Source organism: Caballeronia sp. ATUFL_F1_KS39 (assembly GCF_023630985.1).
Classification (GTDB): Bacteria; Pseudomonadota; Gammaproteobacteria; order Burkholderiales; family Burkholderiaceae; genus Caballeronia; species Caballeronia zhejiangensis.
Genome location: NZ_JALQDZ010000003.1, coordinates 1 through 24124, shown reverse-complemented (window position 1 = coordinate 24124; position 24124 = coordinate 1). Strand labels below are relative to the sequence as shown.

At 64.4% G+C, this 24124-nt stretch carries 17 protein-coding genes and 1 pseudogene; 11 read left to right on the top strand and 7 right to left on the bottom strand.

The annotated features are described in order from the left end of the window. Window positions 1-6: 6 nt before the first annotated feature. From NCR93_RS03020 to aspT (NCR93_RS31985), 3 genes and pseudogenes are all read right to left on the bottom strand, one after another. Window positions 7-855, bottom strand: a complete 849-nt coding sequence (locus NCR93_RS03020) for an aldo/keto reductase (protein ID WP_175982820.1) — start codon at window positions 853-855, stop codon at window positions 7-9. Between the two features lie 55 nt (window positions 856-910). Continuing rightward, the gene (aspT, locus tag NCR93_RS03015; RefSeq protein WP_175982821.1) at window positions 911-2602 is read right to left on the bottom strand and encodes an aspartate-alanine antiporter; all 1692 of its coding nucleotides are present in this window, start codon (window positions 2600-2602) and stop codon (window positions 911-913) included. Between the two features lie 4 nt (window positions 2603-2606). Then, a pseudogene (gene aspT, locus NCR93_RS31985) lies at window positions 2607-4300 on the bottom strand (aspartate-alanine antiporter). 474 nt (window positions 4301-4774) lie between these two features. Here aspT (NCR93_RS31985) and NCR93_RS03000 point away from each other — a divergent pair. Next, the gene (locus tag NCR93_RS03000) at window positions 4775-5779 is read left to right on the top strand and encodes a LysR family transcriptional regulator (RefSeq protein WP_239295376.1); all 1005 of its coding nucleotides are present in this window, start codon (window positions 4775-4777) and stop codon (window positions 5777-5779) included. A 106-nt stretch (window positions 5780-5885) separates the two neighbouring features. On the opposite strand, the gene NCR93_RS02995 is transcribed toward NCR93_RS03000, so the two are convergent. Then, complete coding sequence (locus NCR93_RS02995; protein WP_008351228.1) at window positions 5886-6392, bottom strand: plasmid fertility inhibition factor family protein; 507 nt, start codon at window positions 6390-6392, stop codon at window positions 5886-5888. Window positions 6393-6625: 233 nt separating this feature from the next. Between NCR93_RS02995 and NCR93_RS02990 the strand changes: the two genes are divergently transcribed. The 4 genes from NCR93_RS02990 to pdeM are packed head-to-tail and all read left to right on the top strand — an operon-like array spanning window position 6626 to window position 12584. Then, window positions 6626-7654 carry a ligase-associated DNA damage response exonuclease gene (locus NCR93_RS02990; RefSeq protein ID WP_175982822.1) on the top strand — a complete coding sequence of 343 codons (1029 nt, stop codon included), beginning with the start codon at window positions 6626-6628 and terminating at the stop codon, window positions 7652-7654. Then, window positions 7651-9306, top strand: a complete 1656-nt coding sequence (locus tag NCR93_RS02985) for an ATP-dependent DNA ligase (protein WP_175982823.1) — start codon at window positions 7651-7653, stop codon at window positions 9304-9306. The genes NCR93_RS02990 and NCR93_RS02985 overlap by 4 nt, the downstream gene beginning before the upstream one ends. Next, window positions 9303-11900: a ligase-associated DNA damage response DEXH box helicase gene (locus NCR93_RS02980; protein WP_239295377.1), complete on the top strand. Its 2598-nt coding sequence runs from the start codon at window positions 9303-9305 to the stop codon at window positions 11898-11900. The genes NCR93_RS02985 and NCR93_RS02980 overlap by 4 nt, the downstream gene beginning before the upstream one ends. Beyond that, window positions 11901-12584: a ligase-associated DNA damage response endonuclease PdeM gene (gene pdeM, locus NCR93_RS02975; RefSeq protein ID WP_008351232.1), complete on the top strand. Its 684-nt coding sequence runs from the start codon at window positions 11901-11903 to the stop codon at window positions 12582-12584. On the opposite strand, the gene NCR93_RS32105 is transcribed toward pdeM, so the two are convergent. Next, window positions 12547-12990, bottom strand: a complete 444-nt coding sequence (locus NCR93_RS32105) for a hypothetical protein (protein ID WP_008351236.1) — start codon at window positions 12988-12990, stop codon at window positions 12547-12549. The genes pdeM and NCR93_RS32105 overlap by 38 nt on opposite strands. Before the next feature lie 325 nt (window positions 12991-13315). Between NCR93_RS32105 and NCR93_RS02965 the strand changes: the two genes are divergently transcribed. The 3 genes from NCR93_RS02965 to NCR93_RS02955 all read left to right on the top strand — a co-directional run bounded on the left by NCR93_RS02965 (window position 13316) and on the right by NCR93_RS02955 (window position 16074). Continuing rightward, a complete protein-coding gene (locus NCR93_RS02965; protein WP_033537120.1) occupies window positions 13316-14488 on the top strand; it encodes an MFS transporter in 1173 nt (390 codons plus the stop codon). 22 nt (window positions 14489-14510) lie between these two features. Continuing rightward, entirely contained in the window at window positions 14511-15650 is a 1140-nt protein-coding gene (locus NCR93_RS02960) for an MFS transporter (protein WP_175982825.1), read from the top strand. A gap of 82 nt (window positions 15651-15732) precedes the next feature. Beyond that, window positions 15733-16074, top strand: coding sequence for a zinc ribbon domain-containing protein YjdM (locus NCR93_RS02955; RefSeq protein ID WP_175982826.1), 342 nt, complete (start codon window positions 15733-15735; stop codon window positions 16072-16074). A gap of 24 nt (window positions 16075-16098) precedes the next feature. On the opposite strand, the gene fahA is transcribed toward NCR93_RS02955, so the two are convergent. Further along, window positions 16099-17385, bottom strand: a complete 1287-nt coding sequence (fahA, locus tag NCR93_RS02950; protein ID WP_175982827.1) for a fumarylacetoacetase — start codon at window positions 17383-17385, stop codon at window positions 16099-16101. Next, entirely contained in the window at window positions 17382-18719 is a 1338-nt protein-coding gene (gene hmgA / locus NCR93_RS02945) for a homogentisate 1,2-dioxygenase (RefSeq protein WP_175982828.1), read from the bottom strand. The genes fahA and hmgA overlap by 4 nt, the downstream gene beginning before the upstream one ends. Window positions 18720-18971: 252 nt before the next feature. On the opposite strand from hmgA, the gene NCR93_RS02940 reads away from it, so the two are divergent. From NCR93_RS02940 to xylB, 3 genes are all read left to right on the top strand, one after another. Then, window positions 18972-19796 carry an EAL domain-containing protein gene (locus NCR93_RS02940; protein WP_008351242.1) on the top strand — a complete coding sequence of 275 codons (825 nt, stop codon included), beginning with the start codon at window positions 18972-18974 and terminating at the stop codon, window positions 19794-19796. A gap of 1038 nt (window positions 19797-20834) precedes the next feature. Then, window positions 20835-22214 (top strand): D-arabinitol 4-dehydrogenase, encoded by a 1380-nt coding sequence (gene dalD, locus NCR93_RS02935; protein ID WP_175982829.1) that lies wholly within the window; start codon window positions 20835-20837, stop codon window positions 22212-22214. 199 nt (window positions 22215-22413) lie between these two features. Then, window positions 22414-23895 carry a xylulokinase gene (gene xylB / locus NCR93_RS02930; protein ID WP_175982830.1) on the top strand — a complete coding sequence of 494 codons (1482 nt, stop codon included), beginning with the start codon at window positions 22414-22416 and terminating at the stop codon, window positions 23893-23895. Window positions 23896-24124 lie beyond the last annotated feature (229 nt).

The window sequence follows — 24124 nt, the reverse complement described above, 5'->3', positions numbered from 1 at the left end:
GCGTCTTCACAGCATTTCGAGCGGGCGCTTCGACTTCGGCGGCTTGAACTGCCGATCGATGTCCGCGAGCTCGTCGGCGGACAGGTGAAGATCGAGCGCCGCGCGATTCTCGCGAACGTGCGCGACATCCGACGCTTTCGGAATCGCGAATACCTGCGGCTGCTGTAGCACCCACGCGAGCGCCACCTGAAACGCCGACACGCCGCGCGCCGCCGCGATCTGTTCCAGCGCGCCGCCGCGCGGCAGACGCGCGTGATCGACGGGGCTGTACGCCATCGCGGGCATGCGGTGCTCACGCAGCCACGGCAACAGATCGAACTCCGCCCCGCGCCGCGCGACGTTGAAGAGAATCTGATCGGTCGCGCAGGCGTCGCCGCCATCGAGCGATAAGAGTTCTTCCATGTCGTCCGTGTCGAAGTTGCTCACGCCCCAGTGGCGAATCTTGCCGTCGTCCTTCAGTTTTTCGAAACCCGCGATCACGCCTTCGAGATCCTCGCCGCCGCGCCAGTGCAGCAAATACAGATCGATGCGATCGGTCTTCAGGCGTTTCAGGCTGCGCTCGCATGCGCTCTGCACGCCGCGCTCGCTGCCGTTATGCGGATACACCTTGCTGACGATGAAAAGCTCGTCGCGCCTGTCGCCGAGCGCTTCGGCGATGAGCTTCTCGCTTTGGCCTTCGCCGTACATCTCGGCGGTATCGATGAGCGTCATGCCGAGATCGACGCCCTCGCGCAAAGCGGCGATCTCGCTCTTGCGCGCGTTCGGGCGCTCGCCCATTTCCCAGGTGCCCTGGCCGAGTTTCGGAATCGCTTCGCCGGACGGAAGCGTGACGGTTGCCGCATTGGATTGAGCCATGAAGAAGTCTCCTTGCAGGTCCGCCGATTATGGCGCAAGGAGCACGCCCGCCGCTTCAGACGAGCCCGACCACCAAAGGTCCGAGCAAGGTCAGCAGCACGTTCGCCAACGCATACGTGATCGCGAACGGCACCGTCGGCGCGGCGCTTTCGGCTTTGTCGAGCACGCCGCCGAACGCCGGATTCGCACTGCGCGAACCGGTGAGCGCGCCCGCGAGCAGCGCCGCGTTGTCGTAACGCAGGACGTAGCGGCCGAAGAGCATCGTCAGCACGAGCGGAAACAGCGTGACGAACACGCCGAGCAGGAAGATCGTCAGCCCGCTCTGTTTCACCGTGACGACGGCCTGCAAGCCGGAATTCAGCCCGACCACCGCGACGAACGCCGCCAGTCCGAAATCCTTCAGCAATTGCGATGCGGCCGGCGGCATCACGCCGTACATCGGATGCTTGCCGCGCATCCAGCCGAACAGCAAACCGGTGAGCAGGCAGCCGCCGCCCGAGCCGAGCGTGAGCGGCACGCCGCCTGCATCGACGACGATCAGCCCGATCAGCAACCCGAGCACGATACCCACGCCCATGTAGATGAAATCGGTCTTGTCGGAATACGGCAGTTCGTAACCGGCGGCATCGACGGCGCGCTTCGTGTCCTGCGGCGCGCCGTAGAACGTGATGACATCGCCGTGATCGAGCGTCGTCTCGGGCAGCACCGGCAACGGATGCCCCGCACGCGTGATGCCGTGGATATACACGCCGTGCCGAATGTCGCGATCGACCGTCGCGCGCACATCGGCGATGCTCATGTGGTTCATCCCGCGCTTCGTGAACACGCCCTGACGCTTCTGCATGACGACGCTGCTGCCATCGGCGTCCGCGATTTCCTCGCCGATGTGCGCCGTCGCGCCCGCCATCGCCTCGCGCCGCCCGACGACGAGCACGATATCGCCCGCTCGCAATACGAAGTCCGCGGCAGGCTCCAGCGCGCGCCCGCCGCGCCGGATGCGCTCGACGGTGATCATGTCCCGGTCGTCGACTTCGACGTGCGCGACCGTGCGCCCCGCCGCGCCATCGTGCGTCACGCGATACGTGCGTCCGACGAGCGCGGGCAACGCCGAAATCTGCCCTGGTCCGGGACCGGACGCCCCGCCCGCGAGCGCCTTCTCCGCTTCGATCGACGCATCCCTGAGACTCTGCCCCATGAACTTCGGCAGGATGTTCACGCATACGATGATCGCGCCGAGCGAGCCGAACACGTACGTTACCGCGTACGCGACCGCGACGTCGGCCTGCAACGCCTTGGTCTGATCGGCGGGCAATCCGAGCCGCGCGATCGCATCGCCCGCCGTGCCGATAATCGCCGATTGCGTCAGCGCCCCGCCCGCGAGTCCGGCCGCTAGGCCCTTGTTGAGCCCGAACAGCTTCGCGCAGACGATCACGCTCGCGAGCGCCGTCACCGCGAGGAACAGCGCCATCGCGATTTCGCGCAGCGTGCGGCGGTTGATCGAGCTGAAAAACTGCGGGCCGGAGTCGTAGCCGACCGCGTAGATGAACACGGCGAACATCACCGATTTCACGCCGTTGTCGATCTGCACGCCCGCCTGGCTCACGATCACCGCCGCGATCAGCGAGCCGCCCACGCCGCCCAGTTGAAACTTGCCGAAGCTGATCTGGCCGATCAGATAACCCGCCGCGAGCGAAAGAAAGAGCGCCGATTCCGGCGCTTTCTGGAAGATGTCGTGGAGCCATTCCATACGGTCAGCCCAGTTTGCTCGCGAGCCCGACGATCACCGGGCCGAGCAGCGGCAACAGCACGTTCGAGAGCGCATACGTGATCGTGTAGCCGATCATCGGCGTCGCGTTGCCCGTCACGCCGACGAGCGCGCTGATCGCGGGCGTGCTGCATTGCTGACCGGCGATCGCGCCAAGCAGCATCGGCACGTCGAGCTTGAGCAGCCATCGTCCGATGAAGAGCGACGCGAGCGCCGGCACGAGCGTGATGACGATGCCCGCGACCGGCAGCGCGATGCCGTATTCGCGAACGAGCCGCAACGCGTCCGGGCCCGCCGACAGCCCGACCGCCGCGATGAACGTGCACAGGCCGAAGTCCTTCAATATCTGCGCCGCCGCCGAGGGCAGCGAGCCGGTCAGCGGATAACGCGAGCGGATCCAGCCGAACAGCAGCCCCGCGAGCAGGCAGCCGCCGCCCGTCCCGAGCGTGAGATCGATGTCGCCGGCATGTACCGACAGCCGCCCGACCGCGATGCCGAGCAGCACGCCGAGCCCGAGGAACACGAAGTCGGTTTTCTGCGTCGCGCGGATGATGTAGCCGAGCCTGGCCGCGCCGCGCGCGACATCCTCCTTGTTGCCGATGAGCGTCAGCACGTCGCCGCGATGCACCTGCGTGCCGGCGAGCGCGGGAATCGTGCTGTCGAGACGCGTCACGGCCGCGACGAAGACGCCGTGGGCGTCGGCGGGCGCGGCGCGGGCGCGGCGCGGGCGCGCACCTGGGCGAGCGTGAGGCCGTGCAGTTCGCGCCGCGTGAGCATCACATCCGTGCGTTCGACATAGACATCGGAGACGCCGTTGCCGAAAACTTCCTCGCCGATCGCGGGAATCGCCTCGACCAGCGCCTCGCGCCGCCCGCCGACCACGACGAGATCGCCCGCCTTCAGCATGACCGCCGCTTGCGGCTTGATGACCGAGCGGTCGCGCTGCACGCGCTGCACGCTGATGTTGTCGCGAAAGCGCTTCTCCAGGTCGCCGACGGTGAGGCCCGCGGCGGCCGTCACCCTTAGCTCGCGGCCCGCGAGCGGCGGCGTGGCGGGCGTCTGCCCGGTGCCGAGCGCGCCGTCGCCGCCCAGCTTGCGCCACACGCGCTCCGCTTCGTCGCGCAGATTCACGCGCAGGATGAGCGGCGCGAACTGGCTCGTGAACAGCACGATCGTGACGAGGCCGAACAGATAGCTCACGCTGTAAGCGGTGACGATGTTCGCCTGCAGCCGCGCGGTATCTGTCGTGGACAGGCCGAGCCGCCCGATGGCCTCCGACGCCGTGCCGATCACCGCGGATTCCGTCGCGCCGCCGGCAAGCAAGCCGGCCGCCGTTCCCGCGTCGAGTTTCAATATGACGGCGGCGCCGAGCACGAGCGCGACCACGACGACGATCTCGACGATCGACAACGCGCCGTAACGCCAGCCGCGCCCGATGTTCGCGAAGAACTGCGGGCCGCCGGTGAAACCCAGCGCGAAGATGAAGAGCGCGAATGCGATGTTCTTGAGATCGGGTGAAATGCGCGCGCCGCTTTGTCCAAGAATCAGCGCGACGACGAGTGTGCCGCAAACGCCGCCGAGCTGAATGGGGCCGAGCTTCACGGACCCGACGAGATAACCAATAGCGAGGCTCGAAAATAGGGCGATTTCAGGATGCGCCGCAAGCAGAGTCCAAATCATGACGTCAACCCGTGTTTTCGAATTTCGAACGTAATCGCGGCATCGATATATCCATCAATATCCGAAAAGAGAAACGGGTTTGCATCAAAAGTTTTAATCGGCATTTACCGGGCGATATATAAAATCTCTTTCGGCCTTGAGTGTTACTTCGATGCGTTGGCACGCGGAAAGCGCGCAGAAAATGCCGTTTTTTAAGCAAATTAACCATACAGTCCTAATCCGAGAAAGATTTACGAAATACTGCATTTCGTACATATTGCATTTCGAACAGCGCTAAATTAGTTTTCGAAACATGCGTCTTCGCTATTAACAGCGGCAATAACGATGCGGTAAATTTATCGCTCAATGGAAATTTGATATTGCAAATTTGGTTAGCTCTAAATATTATCGACTTAACGCGAGATTCAAGACCCGGACACAAAGTTGTCCTAGAACAACATGTCCGGCCCGTGTGGTAAAACCTGAGAGGGCTGAATGATGAATCAGATCCATGCAATGCGTGTGTTCGTGCGCGTGGCAGACACGGAGAGTTTTCGCCGCGCTGCTCAACAACTCGATGTCTCGAATGCGCTCGTGACTCGGGCAATCGCGATGCTCGAAGCGCATTTGCGAACACGTCTCATCAACCGCACTACCCGCAATCTGTCTCTCACGGAAGCGGGCACACGCTATCTCGAGGGCTGCCGCGCGTTACTGGAGGAACTGGATCATCTGGAATCCACAGTCACGCACACCGAAGGCGAGCCGAGCGGCACTTTGCGCGTCGTTGCATCCAGCGCGCTTTCGCTGCTCACGCTGACGCCGCTCATCGACGGCTTCCGCAAGGTGTATCCGAAGGTCAACGTGCGGCTCACGCTCGCGGAGCGCCATGTCGATCTCGTCGAGGACGGCTATGACGTCGGCATCGTCACGGCGTTCATGGTGTCGAGCACCGCGCTCATCGAGCGGCCGGTCGGCACAAGCGCGCTCGTGACGGTCGCGACGCCCGCGTTCGTCGCCGAGCACGGCACGCCCGCCACGCCGACCGATCTGCAAACGTTGCCGTCCGTCGGACTGCCGAACGAAATGCGCAGCCAGACCTGGCATTTCCGGCATCGTCACGGCGCCGCCGATCAGGTCACCCTCGCGCCGGTCTACACGGTCAACAACGCGCTGATGGTGCGTCTCGCCACGCTGAAAAGCATGGGCTTCTCGATTCTTCCCGAAGGCATCGTGCGGGCGGACATCGAAAGCGGCACGCTCGTCCGCCTGCTCGACGGCTATTCGATCGACGACCCCGACATGAAAGTGTCGATCGTATATCCGGGGCGGCAATATCTGCCCGCGAAGACGCGCTTTTTCATCGACTATGCGCTGGACTATCTCGGCCGGGAATTCACCGCGCAAGGCGGCACGCGTCCCGACGAAATCATCCGCCCGACCATGCCGGCGATGATGCCGATGCAGGCGTTGCGCAACGCGACCGCGACCGCCAACTGAAGCCATAGCAAGCACAAGGGCCAGCACGGCGTTTTACCGCCGTCTGACCCAATCTCCCGATCGCACCGCACAACTAAGCTTCGTCCAGCGCCGAATCGGGCGGCGCTCAACCCTCCCCGTACTCCGCATTCGACGCATCCGGCGCCGCGCACATCTCGCGCAGCAAGGACGCCTCGCGCTCGTGCACTTCAACCGGCATCAACAAGGCGCCGGCATAGGCCATGTAGCGCGCGCGATGCTGGCCGTTGCGAAACGCCACGACACCTTCCCGATGCACGCCCAGCAACCCGAGCAGCCCGGGCGAGCGGCGCACGCTGATCGTCACGTAGGGCATTTCGGGTACGCGCGGATTGTCCGGATCGAGAAACTCGCGGATGCCGCGCACCTTGCCCGCGTGCCAGTCGTCGACGGCCTTGAGCACGTAGTCGGTGTCGTCGCGATCGGCGCACGCGAGGAGCTTCCTCACGTCGACGAGCACGACCTGATGACGCGAGCCATGGTCGGTGAACACCCGCTTCAGCCGCACGAAGTCGTACTGCGGATGGCTCTGCAATCTGACGATCCAGACCGCTTCTGCGGCGGTCGGCGCAACCATCGTGTCCATGTTCGGCATAGGAGGAAGACTGCGGCGCGCGCCCCGTGCGCGCGTGTTTCGCTGACAAGCAGCCTGAACGACCGCCGCTGAACAGGCGCTCGGGCTAAACAAACTTTTACACCCTAGACGCAATTCGTGAAAGCGCCATGACGGGCACGGCATGTGCTTTTGTTGCCAGAATCGAACACATGGACATAGCCTGCGAGATCGCTTGTCATGTGACTTTCATTCACGGCACCGATCAACGACTCGTGGACACTTCTTCCGATCTCATCGTCGCGCGGCCCGAGGGTCTTTTCTGTGTGCCGGGCAACTTCCATATCGACCCGTGGCGGCCTGTCGAACGTGCCGTCATCACGCACGCGCATGCCGATCACGCGCGCTTCGGGCACACGCATTACCTGGCGGCCGAGCCGGGCGTCGGCGTGTTGCTGTCGCGGCTGCCGGGCATCGATGTTCAAGCGCTCGCTTACGGAGAAGCAATCGTCGTGAACGGTGTGCGCGTGTCGCTGCATCCTGCCGGGCACGTGCTCGGATCGGCGCAGGTGCGCGTTGAACACAAGGGCCGCGTGTGGGTCGCGTCCGGCGATTACAAGGTCGAGCCCGATCCGACCTGCGCGCCGTTCGAGCCGGTGCGCTGCGATACGTTCATCACCGAATCGACGTTCGGGCTGCCGATCTATCGATGGGACAGCTCGCGCGATGTCTTCGACGGCATCGACTCATGGTGGCGGCATAACGCGGCGCAAGGCCGCGCGTCGGTGCTGCTCTGCTATTCGTTCGGCAAGGCGCAGCGCGTGCTCGCGGGCGTCGATGCCGCCATCGGTCCGATCTTCTGTCACGGCGCGGTCGAGCCGCTCAATCGCGCGTATCGCGAATCGGGCGTCGCGTTGCCGCCGACGCGCCTCGTCAGCGAGATCGCCGCGAAAGACAAGGCCGCGTTCAAGGGCGCGCTGATCGTCGCGCCGCCGTCCGCGCAAGGCAGCACCTGGATGCGCCGCTTCGGCGAATACAGCGATGCCTTCGCGTCCGGCTGGATGCGTCTGCGCGGCACGCGGCGCCGCAAGGGCGTCGATCGCGGCTTCGTGCTATCGGATCACGCGGACTGGCCCGGCCTGCAGCTCGCCATCGGTGCGAGCGGCGCCGAGCGCGTGATCGTCACGCACGGACAGATCGAGCCGATGGTGCGCTGGCTCAACGAGCAAGGCCTCGATGCGGGCGCGTTCACGACCGAATACGGCGACGACGCCATCGAAGCCGATATGGCGCAAACATCATGAAGCGCTTCGCGACGCTCTACGCCGCGCTCGACGCGACGACATCGACGAACGAAAAGCTCGAAGCGCTGATCGCGTATTTCTCGGGCGCGCAAGCCGAAGACGCCGCGTGGGCGTCGTACTTTCTCGCAGGCGGCAAGCCGCGCCAGTCGGTGCCGACGCGTCTGCTCACCGAGTTCGCCCGCGAACGCGCGGGCTTGCCGGAGTGGCTCTTCGAAGAGTCGTATCAGGCGGTCGGCGATCTCGCTGAAACCATCGCGCACGTTTTGCCGCCGGCGTCGGGAGAATCGTCGCTCGGACTCGCGCAATGGATCGAGGAACGCATCCTCACGCTGCGCGGCGCGGATCCGTCCGAATTGCGCGAGCGGCTTCTGAGTTACTGGGACGAACTCAACTGGAGCGAGCGTTTCCTGCTGACGAAGCTGATCGGCGGCGGCTTTCGCGTCGGCGTCGCGCGGCAGCTCGTCGTGCGCGCGCTCGCGCAGGTCGCGGGCGTCGATCATAAGCGCATCGCGCAACGCATGGTCGGCTGGACCGATTCGCGCGAGAAACCGAGCGCCGCGCGCTATCTTCGGCTGATCGCGCCCGCAGCAGAAGGCGATGACGTCGACACGCCGCACGAAAGCGATATCGGCCTGCCGTACCCGTTCTTTCTCGCGCATCCGCTGCAGGCCGATCCGGCGACGCTCGGCTCGCCCGACGACTGGATCGTCGAATGGAAATGGGACGGCATACGCGCGCAGCTCGTGAAGCGCGCGGGCCGCGTATGGATCTGGTCGCGCGGCGAGGATCTCGTCACGGAGCGCTTTCCGGAGCTCGCGTCGCTCGGCGAAGCGTTGCCCGACGGCACCGTGATCGACGGCGAAATCCTCGCGTGGGAACCGGGCGCGAACGCGCCCTTGCCCTTCGCGCGACTGCAGCCGCGCATCACGCGCAAGTCGCTCACGAAGAAAGTGCTGGCCGATTCCCCCGCCGCGCTGCTTGCCTACGATCTGCTCGAAATCGATGGCCGCGATCTGCGCATGGAGCCGCTGCACGCGCGGCGCGCGCAACTCGACGCGCTCGCGTCGTCGCTTGCGGTGAATGTCTTGCGCGTGTCGCCGGTCGTGACGGCATCCGACTGGACTGCACTGGCGAAATTGCGCGACGAAAGCCGTGCGCGCGGCGTCGAAGGATTCATGCTAAAGGAACGCGCGTCGATGTACGGCGTCGGGCGCACGAAGGCGTCGGGAACGTGGTGGAAGTGGAAGATCGATCCGTATGCGATCGACGCCGTGCTGCTCTATGCGCAGCGCGGTCACGGCCGGCGCGCGAGCTTGTACACGGATTTCACCTTCGCCGTCTGGGACGAAGCCGACGGCACGCGCACGCTCGTGCCCTTCGCAAAAGCGTATTCAGGACTGACCGACGAAGAAATGCGCCAGGTCGATGCGATCGTGCGCAAGACGACCATCGAGAAATTCGGGCCGGTGAGAAGCGTCACGCCGACGCTCGTCTTCGAGATCGGCTTCGAAGGCATACAGGCGAGCCCGCGTCACAAATCGGGCATCGCCGTGCGCTTTCCGCGCATGCTGCGCTGGCGCACCGATAAAAAAATCGAAGACGCCGATACGCTCGACATCCTCAAGGGCTTTCTGAACGGGGCCACGGCATGAGCGAGTCCGAATCGGCCGGCGAGCGCAGGCGCCGCGCGCCGCGACCTCGACGCGTGCCGCGCACGCGTGCGGCGCAGGCAAAACTCGATGCCGCCCCCGAATCCTTCACGCCCGCGCCTTTCGCGTACGACGCGAACGAAGCTGCAAAGCCAATCGACGAACGCATCGCGCGCTGGTTCGACGAGCGCGGCTGGCAGCCTTTCGAGTTTCAGCGCGAAGCGTGGCGTGAGATCGAGCGTGGCGCGAGCGGCCTGCTTCACGCGACGACGGGCGCGGGCAAAACGTGGGCCGTGTGGCTCGGGGCGCTCGCGGCTTTCGCGCGGTCATCGAAAGCCGATAAGAATCCCGCGCCGCTCACCCTCCTCTGGATCACGCCGATGCGCGCGCTCGCCGCCGACAGCGCCCGCGCGCTGCAAAGCGCCGTCACTGCGCTGAACGTGCCGTGGACGGTCGGGCTGCGCACCGGCGACACGTCATCGACGGAACGCGCGCGTCAGAGTCGCCGGATGCCGTCCGCGCTCGTCACGACGCCCGAAAGCCTCACGCTGATGCTCACGCGCGCCAACGCGCAAGAAGAACTGAAGCATCTGCGCATGATCGTCGTCGATGAATGGCACGAACTGCTCGGCAACAAGCGCGGCACGCAGACGCAACTGGCGATCGCGCGGCTCGCGCGCTGGCGTCCCGATCTGCAGATCTGGGGCTTGTCCGCGACGCTCGGCAATCTCGCGCTCGCGCACGATGCGTTGCTGCATCCGGTGAAGACGCCGCGCGTCGTGGTGCGTGGCGCGCAGCCGAAAACGCTCGTCGTCGATACGCTGATTCCCGAAACCATCGAGCGCTTCCCGTGGGGTGGCCATCTCGGCGTGCGGCAAGTCGGTCCCGTCGCCGACGAAATCGAGCGCGCGCAAAGCTCGCTCGTCTTCACCAACACGCGTTCGCAATCGGAAATCTGGTATCGCGCGCTGCTCGAATTGCGGCCCGACTGGGCCGGCTTGCTCGCGCTGCATCACGGATCGCTCGACAAGGAAGTGCGCGACTGGGTCGAACTAGGCTTGAAGAACGGGCAACTGAAGGCGGTCGTGTGCACGTCGAGTCTCGATCTGGGCGTCGATTTTCTGCCGGTCGATCGCGTGTTTCAGATCGGCTCGCCCAAAGGCGTCGCGCGTCTGATGCAGCGCGCGGGACGCTCGGGGCACGCGCCGGGGCGCGTATCGCGCGTGACGATCGTGCCGACGCATGCGCTCGAACTCGTCGAAGCGGCCGCGGCGCGCTGGGCGATCGAAGAGCGGCGCATCGAAGGACGCGACATGCCGTTGAAGCCGCTCGACGTGCTCGTCCAGCATCTCGTGACGGTGGCGATCGGCGGCGGCTTCACGCCCGCCGACATGCTCGACGAAGTGAAGAGCGCGTATGCGTATCGCGATCTGACGCAGCGGGAATTCGACTGGGCGCTCGCTTTCGTCGAGCGCGGCGGCGCATCGCTCGCGGCGTATCCGGACTTTCATCGCGTAGTGAAGGACGATGACGGCGTGTATCGCGTGCCGCGCGAAGACCTCGTGCGCAGGCATCGCAACAACGTCGGGACGATAGTTGCAAACGCAACCATCAACGTCGCCTATATGACGGGCGGGCGCATCGGCGCGATGGAGGAGTCGTTCATCTCGCGCTTGAAGCCCGGCGATGTCTTCACCTTCGGCGGACGCGCGCTTGAACTCGTGCGCGTGCGCGACATGACCGCGTATGTGAAACGCGCGACTTCATCGCGCGGGGCGATGCCGCAATGGGCGGGCAGCAAGATGCCGCTGTCGTCCGAACTGGCCGATGCCGCACTCGTGATGCTCGCGCGCGCCAACGACGGCATCTACGACGAGCCGGAAATGCGCGCCGTCAAACCGCTGCTCGATTTGCAGGCGAAGTGGTCCGCGCTGCCGGGGCCGGGCGTGCTCGTCGTCGAACGCGTGCGCTCGCGCGAAGGTCATCACTTCTTTTGCTATCCGTTTGCTGGGCGCATGGCGCATATCGGCCTGGGATCGCTGATCGGATGGCGCGTCGCACGCGATCAGCCGAGCACGTTTTCGATTTCGATGAACGATTACGGCTTCGAACTGTTGTCGGCAAAACCGTTCGACTGGGAGACGCTCATCGCGGAAGGGCTTTTTTCCCCGGAGAATCTGGAGCACGACATTCTCGCGAGCCTCAACGCATCCGAATTGTCGGCGCGGCGTTTTCGCGAAATCGCGCGCGTGTCGGGGCTGATTTATCAGGGGCATCCGGGACAGCAGAAAAGCGCGAGGCAATTGCAGGCGTCGAGCGGATTGTTCTACGAAGTCTTTCGCAAGCACGACAGCAGCAATCTGCTGCTTGCGCAGGCCGATCAGGAAGTGATGCTGCAGGAACTCGAACTCGGCCGCATCCGCGCGGCGCTCGAACGCATGAGCGCGAGCCGCCTCGCGCTGCATGCGCCGAAGAAGCCCACGCCGTTCGCGTTTCCGCTGATCGTCGCGCGCTTGCGGGAAAAGGTGAGCACGGAGAAGCTCTCGGATCGCGTCGAGCGCATGCTCGCGGATCTGGAGAAGGCGGCGAAGACATAAATGGAAGCTTTGACCATCGATGTGAATGGCCACGCGCTCGTCCTATCCGCCGATCGCGCGGCGTTCGATCCGCACGCCCGAAGCCTTTTCATCGCCGATGCGCACTTCGGCAAGGACGCCGTGTTCCGCGCGCGCGGCATTCCGGTGCCCGTCGGCACGACCGGCGAGAGCCTCGCGCGGCTCGATGCGCTCGTCGCGGCTCATCGGCCGGAATCGATCGTCTTTCTCGGCGACTTGCTGCACGCGCGCGAATCCCACGCCGACGAGACGCTCGACGCCCTCGCCGCGTGGCGCGCGAAGCATCGCGAACTCGCGCTCGTGCTCGTCGAAGGCAATCACGACAGGCACGCGGGCGCGCTGCCCGCGCTGTTCGGCGTCGATGTCGTGAAGGAACCGCACGCGCTCGGACCGTGGGCGCTTTGCCATCATCCGCAGACGGTCGATGGCGCTTACGCGCTCGCGGGACACGAGCATCCGGTGTACCGGCTCGCGACGCGCGTCGACAGCGCGCGTCTGCCGTGCTTTCGCTTCGGCCCTCGCGCGGGCGTGCTGCCGGCGTTCGGCGCGTTCACGGGCGGCTTCGAAGTCAACGGCGGCGTGCGCGGCGAAGCGCTCTACGTGATCGCGGGCGAGCGCGTATTCCCGCTCAGTGATAGACGTTCGTCGACGATTGCAGCTTCGTGAGCTTGCCGCGCTGCAAGCGGTACCAGCCGAGATTCGACTGCATCACCACCTCCTCGCCTTGCCAGAACACGCGCTTGACCGTCATGCGCTGGCCGGCGCGCTGCACGAGCGGCGGATGGCGGCGGAAATCGTAGAGGATCGGGCCTGAACCGGTCTGCACGAGCATGCGCGTGACGGTGTCGCTCGTGCCGGAAGTTTCATCGAAATGGACGACGCGCTTCGCGTCGAAGCGATCGAATACCTCTTTGTCGATGACCGCGGCCATGCCGGATTCATCGCGGAGAAAGTGCAGCGTTCCCGCCTGCGTTGCGATGGGCCCGGCGGCGTCGCTCTGGGCGAACGCAAGCGTAGCGATGAACAGCGTGCCGGCGGCTGCCGCGTGAATACAGAATTTTGTCAGTGACATCTTTCGTTCAAAAAGTTGCTGCGTTTTACCAACACTGCGACCAACACTGCGCGGCGCCCCCGACGCGCAAGGAATGCGAGGCCGCGAGCGTGTTACCGGAAACATCTGACGCATGGCGGCGCAGCGTTTGCAAGAGTCGTGCGCCGCTGCCGCGTCAGAAAGAATATCCGTTCGGGCCGGAGCATGGATCGGCCGATCGGAATAAGGGTTTATACCAGCGTCGAAAATGACGTTTCGGTACAATTCGAGCCTTCAACTCCGCCTCGGCGCCTGCATCGCTCAATCCGACGATGCGCCCAGACGTGACATCTCCTTCTCTTCCGCCATGCCTCTGCCTCTTTTCGCTCTCGCCATTGCCGCGTTCGGCATCGGCACGACGGAATTCGTCATCATGGGCCTGTTGCCCAACGTCGCGCGCGATCTCGCGGTGACGATTCCGGCGGCGGGCATGCTCGTGTCCGGCTATGCGCTCGGCGTGACGGTCGGCGCGCCGATTCTCGCCGTCGTCACCGCGAAGATGCCGCGCAAGAAGGCGCTGATGAGCCTGATCGGCGTGTTCATCGTCGGCAATCTGCTGTGCGCGCTCGCGCCGAACTACTGGGTGCTGATGGGCGCGCGCATCGTCACCGCGTTCTGTCACGGCGCGTTCTTCGGCATCGGCTCGGTGGTCGCGGCCGATCTCGTCGCGCCGAACCGCCGCGCGCAGGCCATCGCGCTGATGTTCACCGGCCTCACGCTCGCCAACGTGCTCGGCGTGCCGCTCGGCACCGCGCTCGGCCAAGCGGCCGGCTGGCGCTCGACGTTCTGGGTCGTCACGCTGATCGGCGTCGCGGCGGCGGGCGCGCTGCATGTGTGCCTGCCGAAGCACATCGAGATGCCGGAAACCAGCATCCTGCGCGAATTCGACGTGCTCAAGAACCCGCAAGTGCTGATGGTGCTCGGCATCAGCGTGCTCGCGTCGGCCAGTCTTTTCTCGGTGTTCACGTATATCACGCCGATTCTCGAAGACGTGACGGGCCTTTCGCCGCACGCGGTCACGTATGTGCTGCTGCTGTTCGGTCTCGGCCTGACGGTCGGCAGCACGCTCGGCGGCAAGCTCGCGGACTGGAAGCTGCTGCGTTCGCTGCTGTCCTTCCTGCTCGCGATCGTCGCCGTTCTGACGATCTTCGCCGGCACGATGCATCAGCCGGTCGCCGCGATGATCACGATCTTCTTCTGGGGCGTGCTCGCCTTCGCGATCGTGCCGCCGCTGCAAATGCTGATCGTGAACCGCGCGAGCGATGCGCCGAATCTCGCATCGACGTTGAACCAGGGCGCGTTCAATCTCGGCAACGCGACGGGCGCGTGGCTCGGCGGCTGCGTGATCGGCGCGGGCGCACCGCTCACGTCGCTGCCGTGGGTCGGCGTACTGATGGCGGTGAGCGCGTTCGGCCTGACGCTGCTCTCGGCGACGCTCGACAAGCGCGCGCGCCGTCTTTCGATCGGACAACCCGCCTGAGTTGCTTCGGGCGGTACGTTGCATGAAAGGCATTCTCTCGCGCGATTTTCTCGCGCTGATTCTGAGCGTCGCGGTTGTCGGCCTGGGGCTCGGCGCGACGCTGCCGCTGACGTCGCTCGCGCTGACGCAATCGGGTTATGGCACGGACATCGTCGGCTGGATGACGGCGACGCAGGCGCTCGGCGGGCTCATGGTCGCGCCGGTGGCGAGCCGCTTCGCGGGGCATTTCGGGGCGCGCGAGACGATCGTCGGCACGGTGATCGTCGCGGCGTTCTCGACTATCGCGATGCAGTTCACCGTGAACCTGTGGCTGTGGGCCGTGCTGCGTTTTCTGTGCGGCGCGGCGCTGATGCTGCTTTTCACGATCGGCGAAGCATGGGTCACGCAACTCGCCGACGACTCCACGCGCGGCCGCGTCGTCGCGATCTACGCGACCAACTTCACGCTCTTCCAGATGACGGGCCCGGTGCTCGTCAGCGTGATCGGCGGCTTGCCGTCGATGCGCTTTGCCATCTGCGGGGCGATCTTTCTGCTGGCGTTGCCCGCGCTCGCATCGATACGCGGCGCGCCGCACGCGCTGGCATCGGAAGAAGGCGAGCACGGCGACTGGCGCAGCGTGTTGCCGCGCATGCCCGCGCTCGTGATCGGCACGGGCTTTTTCGCGCTCTTCGACACGCTCGCGCTCTCGCTGATGCCGCTTTTCGCGATGTCGCACGGCGTCGGCGAGGATATCGGCGTGCTGTTCGCATCGGCGATCCTGCTCGGCGATACGACGATGCAGTTCCCGATCGGCTGGCTCGCCGACCGCATCGGGCGCGCGAAGGTGCATGCGGGCGCGGGCGTGGTCGTCGCGCTGCTGCTGCCGCTTTTGCCTTGGGCGATCGCGTATCCGTGGATCTGCTGGCCGCTGCTCTTCGTGACCGGCGCGGCGGCGGGCAGCGTGTACACGCTGTCGCTCGTCGCGTGCGGCGAACGCTTTCGCGGACCGTCGCTGGTCTCGGCGACGGCGATTGTCGGGGCTTCGTGGAGCGTCGCGAGTTTCGGCGGACCGATCGTCGCGGGCACGCTGATGCAGCGCGTCGGCGCCGATGCGCTCATCGGCGTGCTGACGGCGGCCGCGTGCGCGTTTCTCGCTGCGGCGTGGTGGGAGCGGCGCGGTTAGGAGTTCGAGCGTGTCGTTCGGCGCGAGGTCGGCGGTATACTTTTCCGGCCTTCAATTCCGCTACGAGGCATCAAGGAAACGTATGAGCGCTTTACCTCCCTGTCCGCAATGCCAGTCGGCATTCACCTTTGAAGATGCGGGCATGTACATCTGTCCCGAATGCGCGCACGAATGGTCCGCGCAGACAGATACCGCATCGGAGCCCGCCGCGAAGGTCTATCGCGATTCCGCGGGCAACGTTCTTCACGATGGCGACACCGTCACCGTCATCAAGGATCTGAAGCTCAAGGGCGGCGGTGGCGTCGTCAAGATGGGCACCAAGGTCAAGAACATCCGGCTCGTCGACGCCGATCACGACATCGACTGCAAAATCGATGGCTTCGGCGCGATGAGCCTCAAGACCGAGTTCGTCAGGAAAGCCTGACCCGCAACGACCGGCCGCGGTGTTTCACCCGCGCGCCGGCAAAATCCGCCCCGCGCATTCGCCGAAGCCCACGCGATATCCCTCGCCCTGGCACCATCCGCGCAGGGTGATTTCATCGCCGTCCTGTAGAAACGCGCGCTCGCCGCCCTCTTCCAGCTTCACGGGCCGCTGGCCGTTCCAGGTGCTTTCGAGCAGGCTGCCGCACGAATCCGGCGTCGGCCCGCTTATCGTGCCCGATCCCATCAGATCGCCGACGCGCGTATTGCATCCGCCAACCGTGTGATGCGCGAGCTGCTGCGCCATCGACCAGTACATCAGCTTGAAGTTGGTGCGTGAAATGGTCGTCGGCGTGTGCGCGCCTTCCGGACGCAGCGTGACTTCCAGTTCGATATCGAACGCGTGATCGCCTTCGTGACGCAGATACGCGAGCGGTTGCGGATCCTGCGCGGGCGTCGCGGTGCGAAACGGTTCGAGCGCATCGAGCGTGACGATCCACGGCGAGATCGTCGTCGCGAAGCCCTTCGAGTTGAACGGGCCGAGCGGCACGTACTCCCATTGCTGGATATCGCGCGCGCTCCAGTCGTTGAGCAGCACCATGCCGAAGATATGCGCCTCCGCGTCCTCACACGCGATCGGCTCGCCGAGCGCATTGCCGCGCCCGATGATGAAGCCCGTCTCCAGTTCGATATCGAGCTTGCGGCACGCGCTGAAGATCGGGCGCTCTTCGTTCGGCAGCTTGATCTGACCGTTCGGGCGGCGCACGGGCGTGCCGCTCACGACCACCGACGACGCGCGCCCGTTATAGCCGACCGGCAATTCCGACCAGTTCGGCAGAAGCGCGTTCTTCGGATCGCGGAACATCGAGCCGACGTTCGTCGCGTGCTCCTTCGACGAATAAAAATCCGTGTAGCCAGGAATCTCGACCGGCAGATGCATCGTCGCATCGGAGCGCGGCACGAGCGCGCGGCGGCGCAAGGCTTCGTCGTCGCGCAACGTCGCATTGCCGTGCGCGAGCAACGCGGACAGCGCGATACGAACGCCTCGCCACGTCTCGCGTCCGAGCGCGATGAAGTCGTTCAGGCGCGATGCGTGGAACGTGCCGCGCGCATCGATCAGACGCGCGTCTTCGAGCACGGCGAGATCGGCGATCCAGTCGCCTATCGCGACGCCCGCGCGCGGCTGCGCGTTCACCGCGTCGCTGAATATGCCGAACGGCAGGTTCTGAATCGGGAAGTCGCTCGCGGGATCGTTCGCGGATTCGATCCAGCTCTTCAAAGTGGGCGCGAGTGTGGCCTTCAGCGCGTCGATCATCGTTGCTCCGGGTTGAAGTGTTTCGTGAGACCTTGCCAGCACTCGTAATAATTCGCCTGCAACTGCGCGGTTTCGAGCGCGAACTGAGTCGGCTTGATGAGCGTGCGCGTCTCGAACATGAAGGCCATCGTGGCGTCGACTTTCGCGGGCTTCGACGTATCGCTCTTCGATGCCTTCTCGAACGTTTCCGCATCCGGCCCGTGCCCCGACATGCAGTTGTGCAGGCTCGCGCCGCCGGGCACGAAGCCTTCGGCCTTCGCGTCGTAGACGCCGTGCACGAGTCCCATGAACTCGCTCGCGACATTGCGATGAAACCACGGCGGCCGGAACGTATCTTCCGCGGCGAGCCAGCGCGGCGGGAAGATCACGAAGTCGACGGAATCGACGCCCGGCGTGTCGCTCGGCGATTGAAGCACGAGAAAGATCGACGGATCCGGATGGTCGTAGCTGATCGAGCCGATGGTGTTGAAGTGGCGCAGATCGTACTTGTACGGCGCGTAATTGCCGTGCCACGCGACGACATCGAGCGGCGAATGACCGATGTCCGCGCGCCAAAGCACGCCGTTCATCTTCGTGACGAGTTCGAACCTGCCTTCGCGGTCTTCATACGCGGCGTTCGGCGTGAGGAAGTCGCGCGGATTCGCCAGCCCGTTCGAGCCGATCGGACCGAGATCGGGCAATTGCAGCAGCGCGCCGAAGTTTTCGCAGATGTAGCCGCGCGCTTCGCCATCGGGCAGCGTCACCGAAAAGCGCACGCCGCGCGGAATCACCGCGATTTCGTGCGGCTCGATATCGAGCTTGCCGAGTTCCGTGAAGATCGCGAGACGTCCCTGCTGCGGCACGATCAGCAATTCGCCGTCGGCGTTGTAGAAGAAGCGGTCCTGCATCGAGCGGTTCGCGGCGTAGAGATGGATCGCGCAACCGGACATCGATTCCGCGGCGCCGTTGCCGGCCATCGTCACCCAGCCGTCGATGAAATCGGTCGGCGCGGCGGGCATCGGCAGCGGATCCCAGCGCAACTGGTTCGGCGGCGTCGGTGGAACATCGGCGAAATTGGCCACGAGTTTGGCGCGCAGCGTGTCGGCGGGAATGCGCGTGAACGGCTTGTGCACGGCCGCCGGACGTATCCGATAGAGCCACGAACGGCGATTGTGCGCGCGCGGCGCGGTGAACGCGGTGCCCGAAAGCTGCTCGGCGTACAGGCCGTAAGCGGCGCGTTGCGGCGAGTTGCGGCCGATCGGCAACGCGCCCGGCAGCGCCTCAGTGGCGAAGTCGTTGGCGAAACCCGATTGATAGTGCTGGTTCGCGTCCGTGTGCGTCTCGAACGTTGGCATGGTCGGAATCCTCGACGAAAAGTGCGACGGTTCAGGCGACGGCGCCGTGCGCGGCATGTCGTCGCTGCAATTTACGGATGGTAAAACCAATTACGATTAGTGAAATCCATCGTATACCCTTAATCGACGGGCCTCGCCGCGCATATCAATATGTGAATTTGGTGCTGGACGCGGCGTTGCGCGCTGATACCATCGACCATTCGAATGAAAATTGCCCGGTACGGCACGCCTCACGAACTCGACGCTCCATCCATGATCGCCCCGTCCTTGCCTGAACTCGTCGCCCGCGCCGCGGAACATCCGTTTCTTGGCGCGCATGTCGTGCTTGGCGAGAACGAGCACGCCGGTCAGGCGATCGCGCATTACCGCGATCTGTGCATTTCGAGCGCCTACGAGCCGATCTTCGATGTCGGCACGCACAGCTTTCCGCAGACTTTGAGCGCATCGCCGGAGAGCGCGGAGCGTTTCGGCGACGAACTCGGCGTGCAGGCGTTGACGCTCATTCAGGGCGATGCGCCGCGCGATCCGTTCGGACAACTGGAAGACGATCGCGAGCTGGTCGTGCTGGACCGGCTGTCGCGCGCGCTGCATGCGTTCAATTTCTTCGGGCCGCATCGGCCGGGGCTTTTGTTTCTGCGCGTGCATGAGCGGCTATTGAAGAGCGTGAAGTATGACCACGGACTGCACTTCTCTTCCGTCCTGATGGAGTTCGGGATGAACCCGTCGCGGGTGGTGATCGAATTGCCTGCGGCGGCGGTCGCGCACAAGACGTTTCTTGGGTATCTCACGAAGAGCTATCAGCATTACGGATTCAAGGTCGCGGGGAATCTGCCGAATGCCGGGCAGATCATGGCAGTGTCGGATATGGCGCGGCTCGATTTCATCAAGATGGATGCGGCGCAGGCTTTACGGGATTCGGTGGTGAAGCATCTCGTGGCGTATGCACATCGGTTGAGGATTCCGCTCATCTTTTCGAATGTCTGCGATGAGGCGCAGTTCAATGCGCTTCAGCAGTTCGATGTGCATTTCGTGCAAGGACCGGTGTTTGATGCGCATCCGAGTTTGCATGCGCGGTGACGTGTTTTTTTCGGGGTCTTGGTTGTCGTCGGATCCCGTATTCGTGTCGGTCTATTAGCACTGCCCCTGTGCGGGGCGGCACTCACTTTCTTTGCTGCTGCAAAGAAAGTAAGCAAAGAAAGCAGCTTCCGATACGCCCGCGGTCACACGCAATTTGGGTAGTCCTCTCGTCGTTCGTGGGCTGCCTAAAGAGTGCCCTCAAACACCTAATCGGGCTTGGATCGCGCACGGTCCGTCTCATCGCACCACACGCCAAACGGGTTCAGCACAAAATAGCTCCGGCCCGCTTCGCGGCCGACCGGTCAATCGGGGAGGCAGGCGCTTCGCTCCTAACATCTTTAGCGCACTGCGCGCGCAAACCGATGGTTTCCCTTGCAGACCCGGCGGCAGCGCGTAGCGCTGTGCCGATGCTGTTTCGTGCTGAACCAGTGTCCTTGGAAAACTAGCTCGTCAGACCGTGCGCGAGCCAAGCCCGATTAGGTGTTTGAGGGCACTCTTTAGGCGAGTGCCGCCTGTGACGAGAGGACTACCCAAATTGCGTGTGACCGCGGGCCTGAAAAGCTGCTTCCTTTGCCTACTTTCTTTGCAGCAGCAAAGAAAGTAGGTGCCGCCCCGCACAGGGGCAGTGCAAATAGACCGACGCGAAGACAGGATTTCATGAAGGCGCAGATCCACGCGCTGGGAAATCGGCTCGAACACCGCCCCCGATCCGAAGGCATCTGGCTCGCTTAGTGCCGAAAGCATCACCGCTACGGGTTATTCCCGATCTCCCGCTGCCGCATCGCTTGTTGCACTGCAACGCCGCTCGCGAGCGCTCCACCACTCGCCTTCCCAACGCTCAAAGGCGCGCGAATTGCGCCGCATTGCGGCAAACCCCACCCCACCTCGCACCTTGACTTTCGCCGAACCGAATACGATCATTCGATCATCGAACGAGCAAATGTTCACTCAAACCGCCTTGACCGCCGCCGTCGTGGCGCCAAAGCGACCAGCCGCCCGCGAAGAACGGGCGCGCCGCCATTCAGAGGAAGAGACGACATGACGAACGAAGCCAACGTGATCCTGCACATCGGCGCCGGGTCTTTTCATCGCGCGCATCAGGCGTGGTATCTGCATCGACTGAACGAATCGGGCGACAAAAGCTGGTCGCTCGCGGTCGGAAATATTCGCGGCGACATGAACGCCGTGCTCAATGCCCTCGCCGCGCAGAACGGCGAATACACGCTCGAAACGGTCACGCCGAAGGGCGAGCGCGAATACGAGACGATCCGGGCGATCAAAGAGGTCGTGCCGTGGTCCGCGGATCTTGCCGAACTCGTCGCCGTGGGCGCGGACCCGAAGACGAAGATCGTGTCGTTCACCGTCACCGAAGGTGGCTATTACCTCGACGAGCACGACAAGCTCGACACCGCGAACCCCGATCTCGCCGCCGACCTCAAGGGCGCAAAAACCACGATCTACGGCGCGCTCGCCGCGATCCTCGATGCGCGCATGAAGAATGGCGCGGGCCAGGTATCGCTGCAGAACTGCGACAACCTGCGCAGCAACGGCGACCGCTTCAAGGCGGGCATGCTCGAATTTCTCGAACGGCGCGGCGAGACCGCGCTGCGCGAGTGGATGATCGCGAACACGTCGTGTCCGAACGCGATGGTCGATCGCATCACGCCGCGCCCGACGCCCGACGTCGCCGAACGCGTGAAGGCCGCGACCGGCTTCGACGACAAAGCGCCCGTGATGGGCGAAAAGTTCATCCAGTGGGTGATCGAAGACAGCTTCATCGCCGGGCGGCCCGCGTGGGAGCAGGTCGGCGCGGAGATGGTCGAATCGGTGCATCCGTATGAGGAGGCGAAAATCCGCATCCTCAATGCGAGCCATAGCTGCATTGCGTGGGCGGGCACGCTCGTCGGGCTGCAATACATTCATGAAGGCACGCAGGACATGGAAATCCGCGCGCTCGCCGACGCCTACGTCACCGACGACGTGATTCCCTGCCTCACGCCGAGCCCGATCGATCTCGAGAAATATCGCGATGTCGTGCTCGACCGCTTCAGCAATCCGTACATCAAGGACACGAACCAGCGCGTCGCGGCGGATGGCTTCTCGAAGCTGCCGGGCTTCATCGCGCCGACGCTCTCGGAATGCTTCGCGCGCAAGGTCGATCCCGATTCGACCGCGATCCTGCCTGCGCTCTTCTTCCGCTTTCTCGAACGCTGGCACGAGGGCAAGCTGCCGTATGCCTATCAGGATGGCGTGATGGATCCGGCGGTGGCGCACGGCTTCTTCACGTCGCCCGATCCGGTCAAGGCCTTCACGAGCGACAAGCTCCTGTGGGGCAGCATGGCGCAGACCGAAGGCCTCGAACGCGTGATGCGCAGCGCGATTGCGAAAGTCGATGCATGGCTCGCCAATCGGCCGTAGGCGGCAAGCGGCCATAAGCGGCCATAAGCCCGCTGTTATCGCCGCGTTAATGGCATCGCGAAACTGCAAGCCGCGCCGCTCGGGTAATGTGCTCATGGCGCGGCGTCGCGCGTGGCGTTAAATTAGCGCCTCCCGCCGATATGGCGTCCCGCCTGGTTTCTGACCAAGTTCGATTCCGGCAACGACAAAGGGTCCGTTCATGTACTTAGGCATCGACCTCGGCACCTCCGAAGTGAAAGTGCTGCTGCTCGCGAGCGACGGCAGCGTCGTCGGCACGGCCGGCACGCCGTTCACCGTTTCGCGTCCGAAGCCGCGCTGGTCGGAGCAGAATCCGCTCGACTGGTGGGAAGGCACGCGCGCCGCGCTCTTCAAGCTGCGCGAGAAATTCCCCGATGAGTTCGCGCAGGTGCGCGGCATCGGTCTGTCCGGTCAGATGCACGGCGCCGTGCTGCTCGATTCGCAGGACAAGGTGCTGCGTCCCGCGATCCTGTGGAACGACATGCGCAGCGACAAGGAATGCGCCGAGCTCTACGAGCGCGCGCCGAACCTGCACGAGATCGCCGGCAATCTGGCGATGCCTGGCTTCACCGCGCCGAAGCTGCTCTGGGTCGCGCACAACGAACCCGATGTCTTCCGTCAGACCGCGTGCGTGCTGTTGCCGAAGGATTATCTGCGGATGCATCTGACGGGCACGAAAGTGTCCGATCCATCCGATGCCGCGGGCACGCTCTGGCTCGATGTCGCGCGCCGCGACTGGTCGGACGAGTTGCTTGCCGCGTGCAGCATGTCGCGCCGGCAGATGCCGTCGCTCGCGGAAGGCAGCGCGCCCTCGGGCACCTTGCGGCCCGAGCTCGCGCGCGAATTCGGCTTGCGCGAAGGCGTGATCGTCGCGGCGGGCGGCGGCGACAATGCCGCGAGCGCGGTGGGCATCGGCGCGACCGATCCGGGCGATGGTTTTCTGTCGCTGGGCACATCGGGTGTGCTGTGCGTCATCGGCGATCGCTTTCGGCCGAACCCGGCTTCGGCCGTCCACGCGTTCTGTCACGCGATTCCGGATCGGTGGCATCAGATGAGCGTGGTGCTGTCGGCGGCAAGCTGTTTGCGCTGGGTGTGCAAGCTGACATCGACGGATGAGCCGACGCTGCTCGCGGAAATCGAATCTTTGCCTGTCGATGTTTTGTCGTCTGCGCCGTTGTTTTTGCCGTATCTGAGTGGTGAGCGCACGCCGCACAACGATCCGTATGCGCAGGGCGTGTTCTTCGGCATGACGCACGCGACCGATCGCGCGTTGCTCGGCTATTCGGTGCTCGAAGGCGTGACGCTCTCCTTGACCGATGGCCTCGATGCGCTTCAATCCGCGGGCACGCAGGCGCGCGCGCTATCGATGCTCGGGGGCGGTGCACGTAGCGCGTATTGGGCGCAGATGTTCGCCGATGCCTTCCATACCCCGACGCGCACGCACGGCGGCGGCGAGACCGGCGCGGCGCTCGGCGCGGCACGGCTCGGGTGGCTTGCGGCGGGCGGCGATCCGGCGACGGTGCTCGCGAAGCCCGAGATCAAGCAGGAATTCACGCCGAATTCCGAACGGCATGCGTTGCTGCGGCAGCGGTTGAAGGGGTTTCGGGAGCTGTATCAGCATGTGAGGCCGTTGTTCGATTCGGCGCGGCCGCGGTTGGCTTGATTTTGTATTGGTATTGAGCTTCTATGAAGCTTGTGGGCGGTGCGGGGTTTGGCGCTTTGTTTCTCTTCGCCGGATCCCCGTTTTCATGTCGGTCTATTAGCGTTGCCCCTGTGCGGGGCGGCAGTCACTTTCTTTGCTGCTGCAAAGAAAGCAACTGTATTGAGCGTCAAGGGTTGAGTTGGTAAGGATCATGGTTTTGGGGGATTCCAAGTTGTGCCGTCGCGCATCA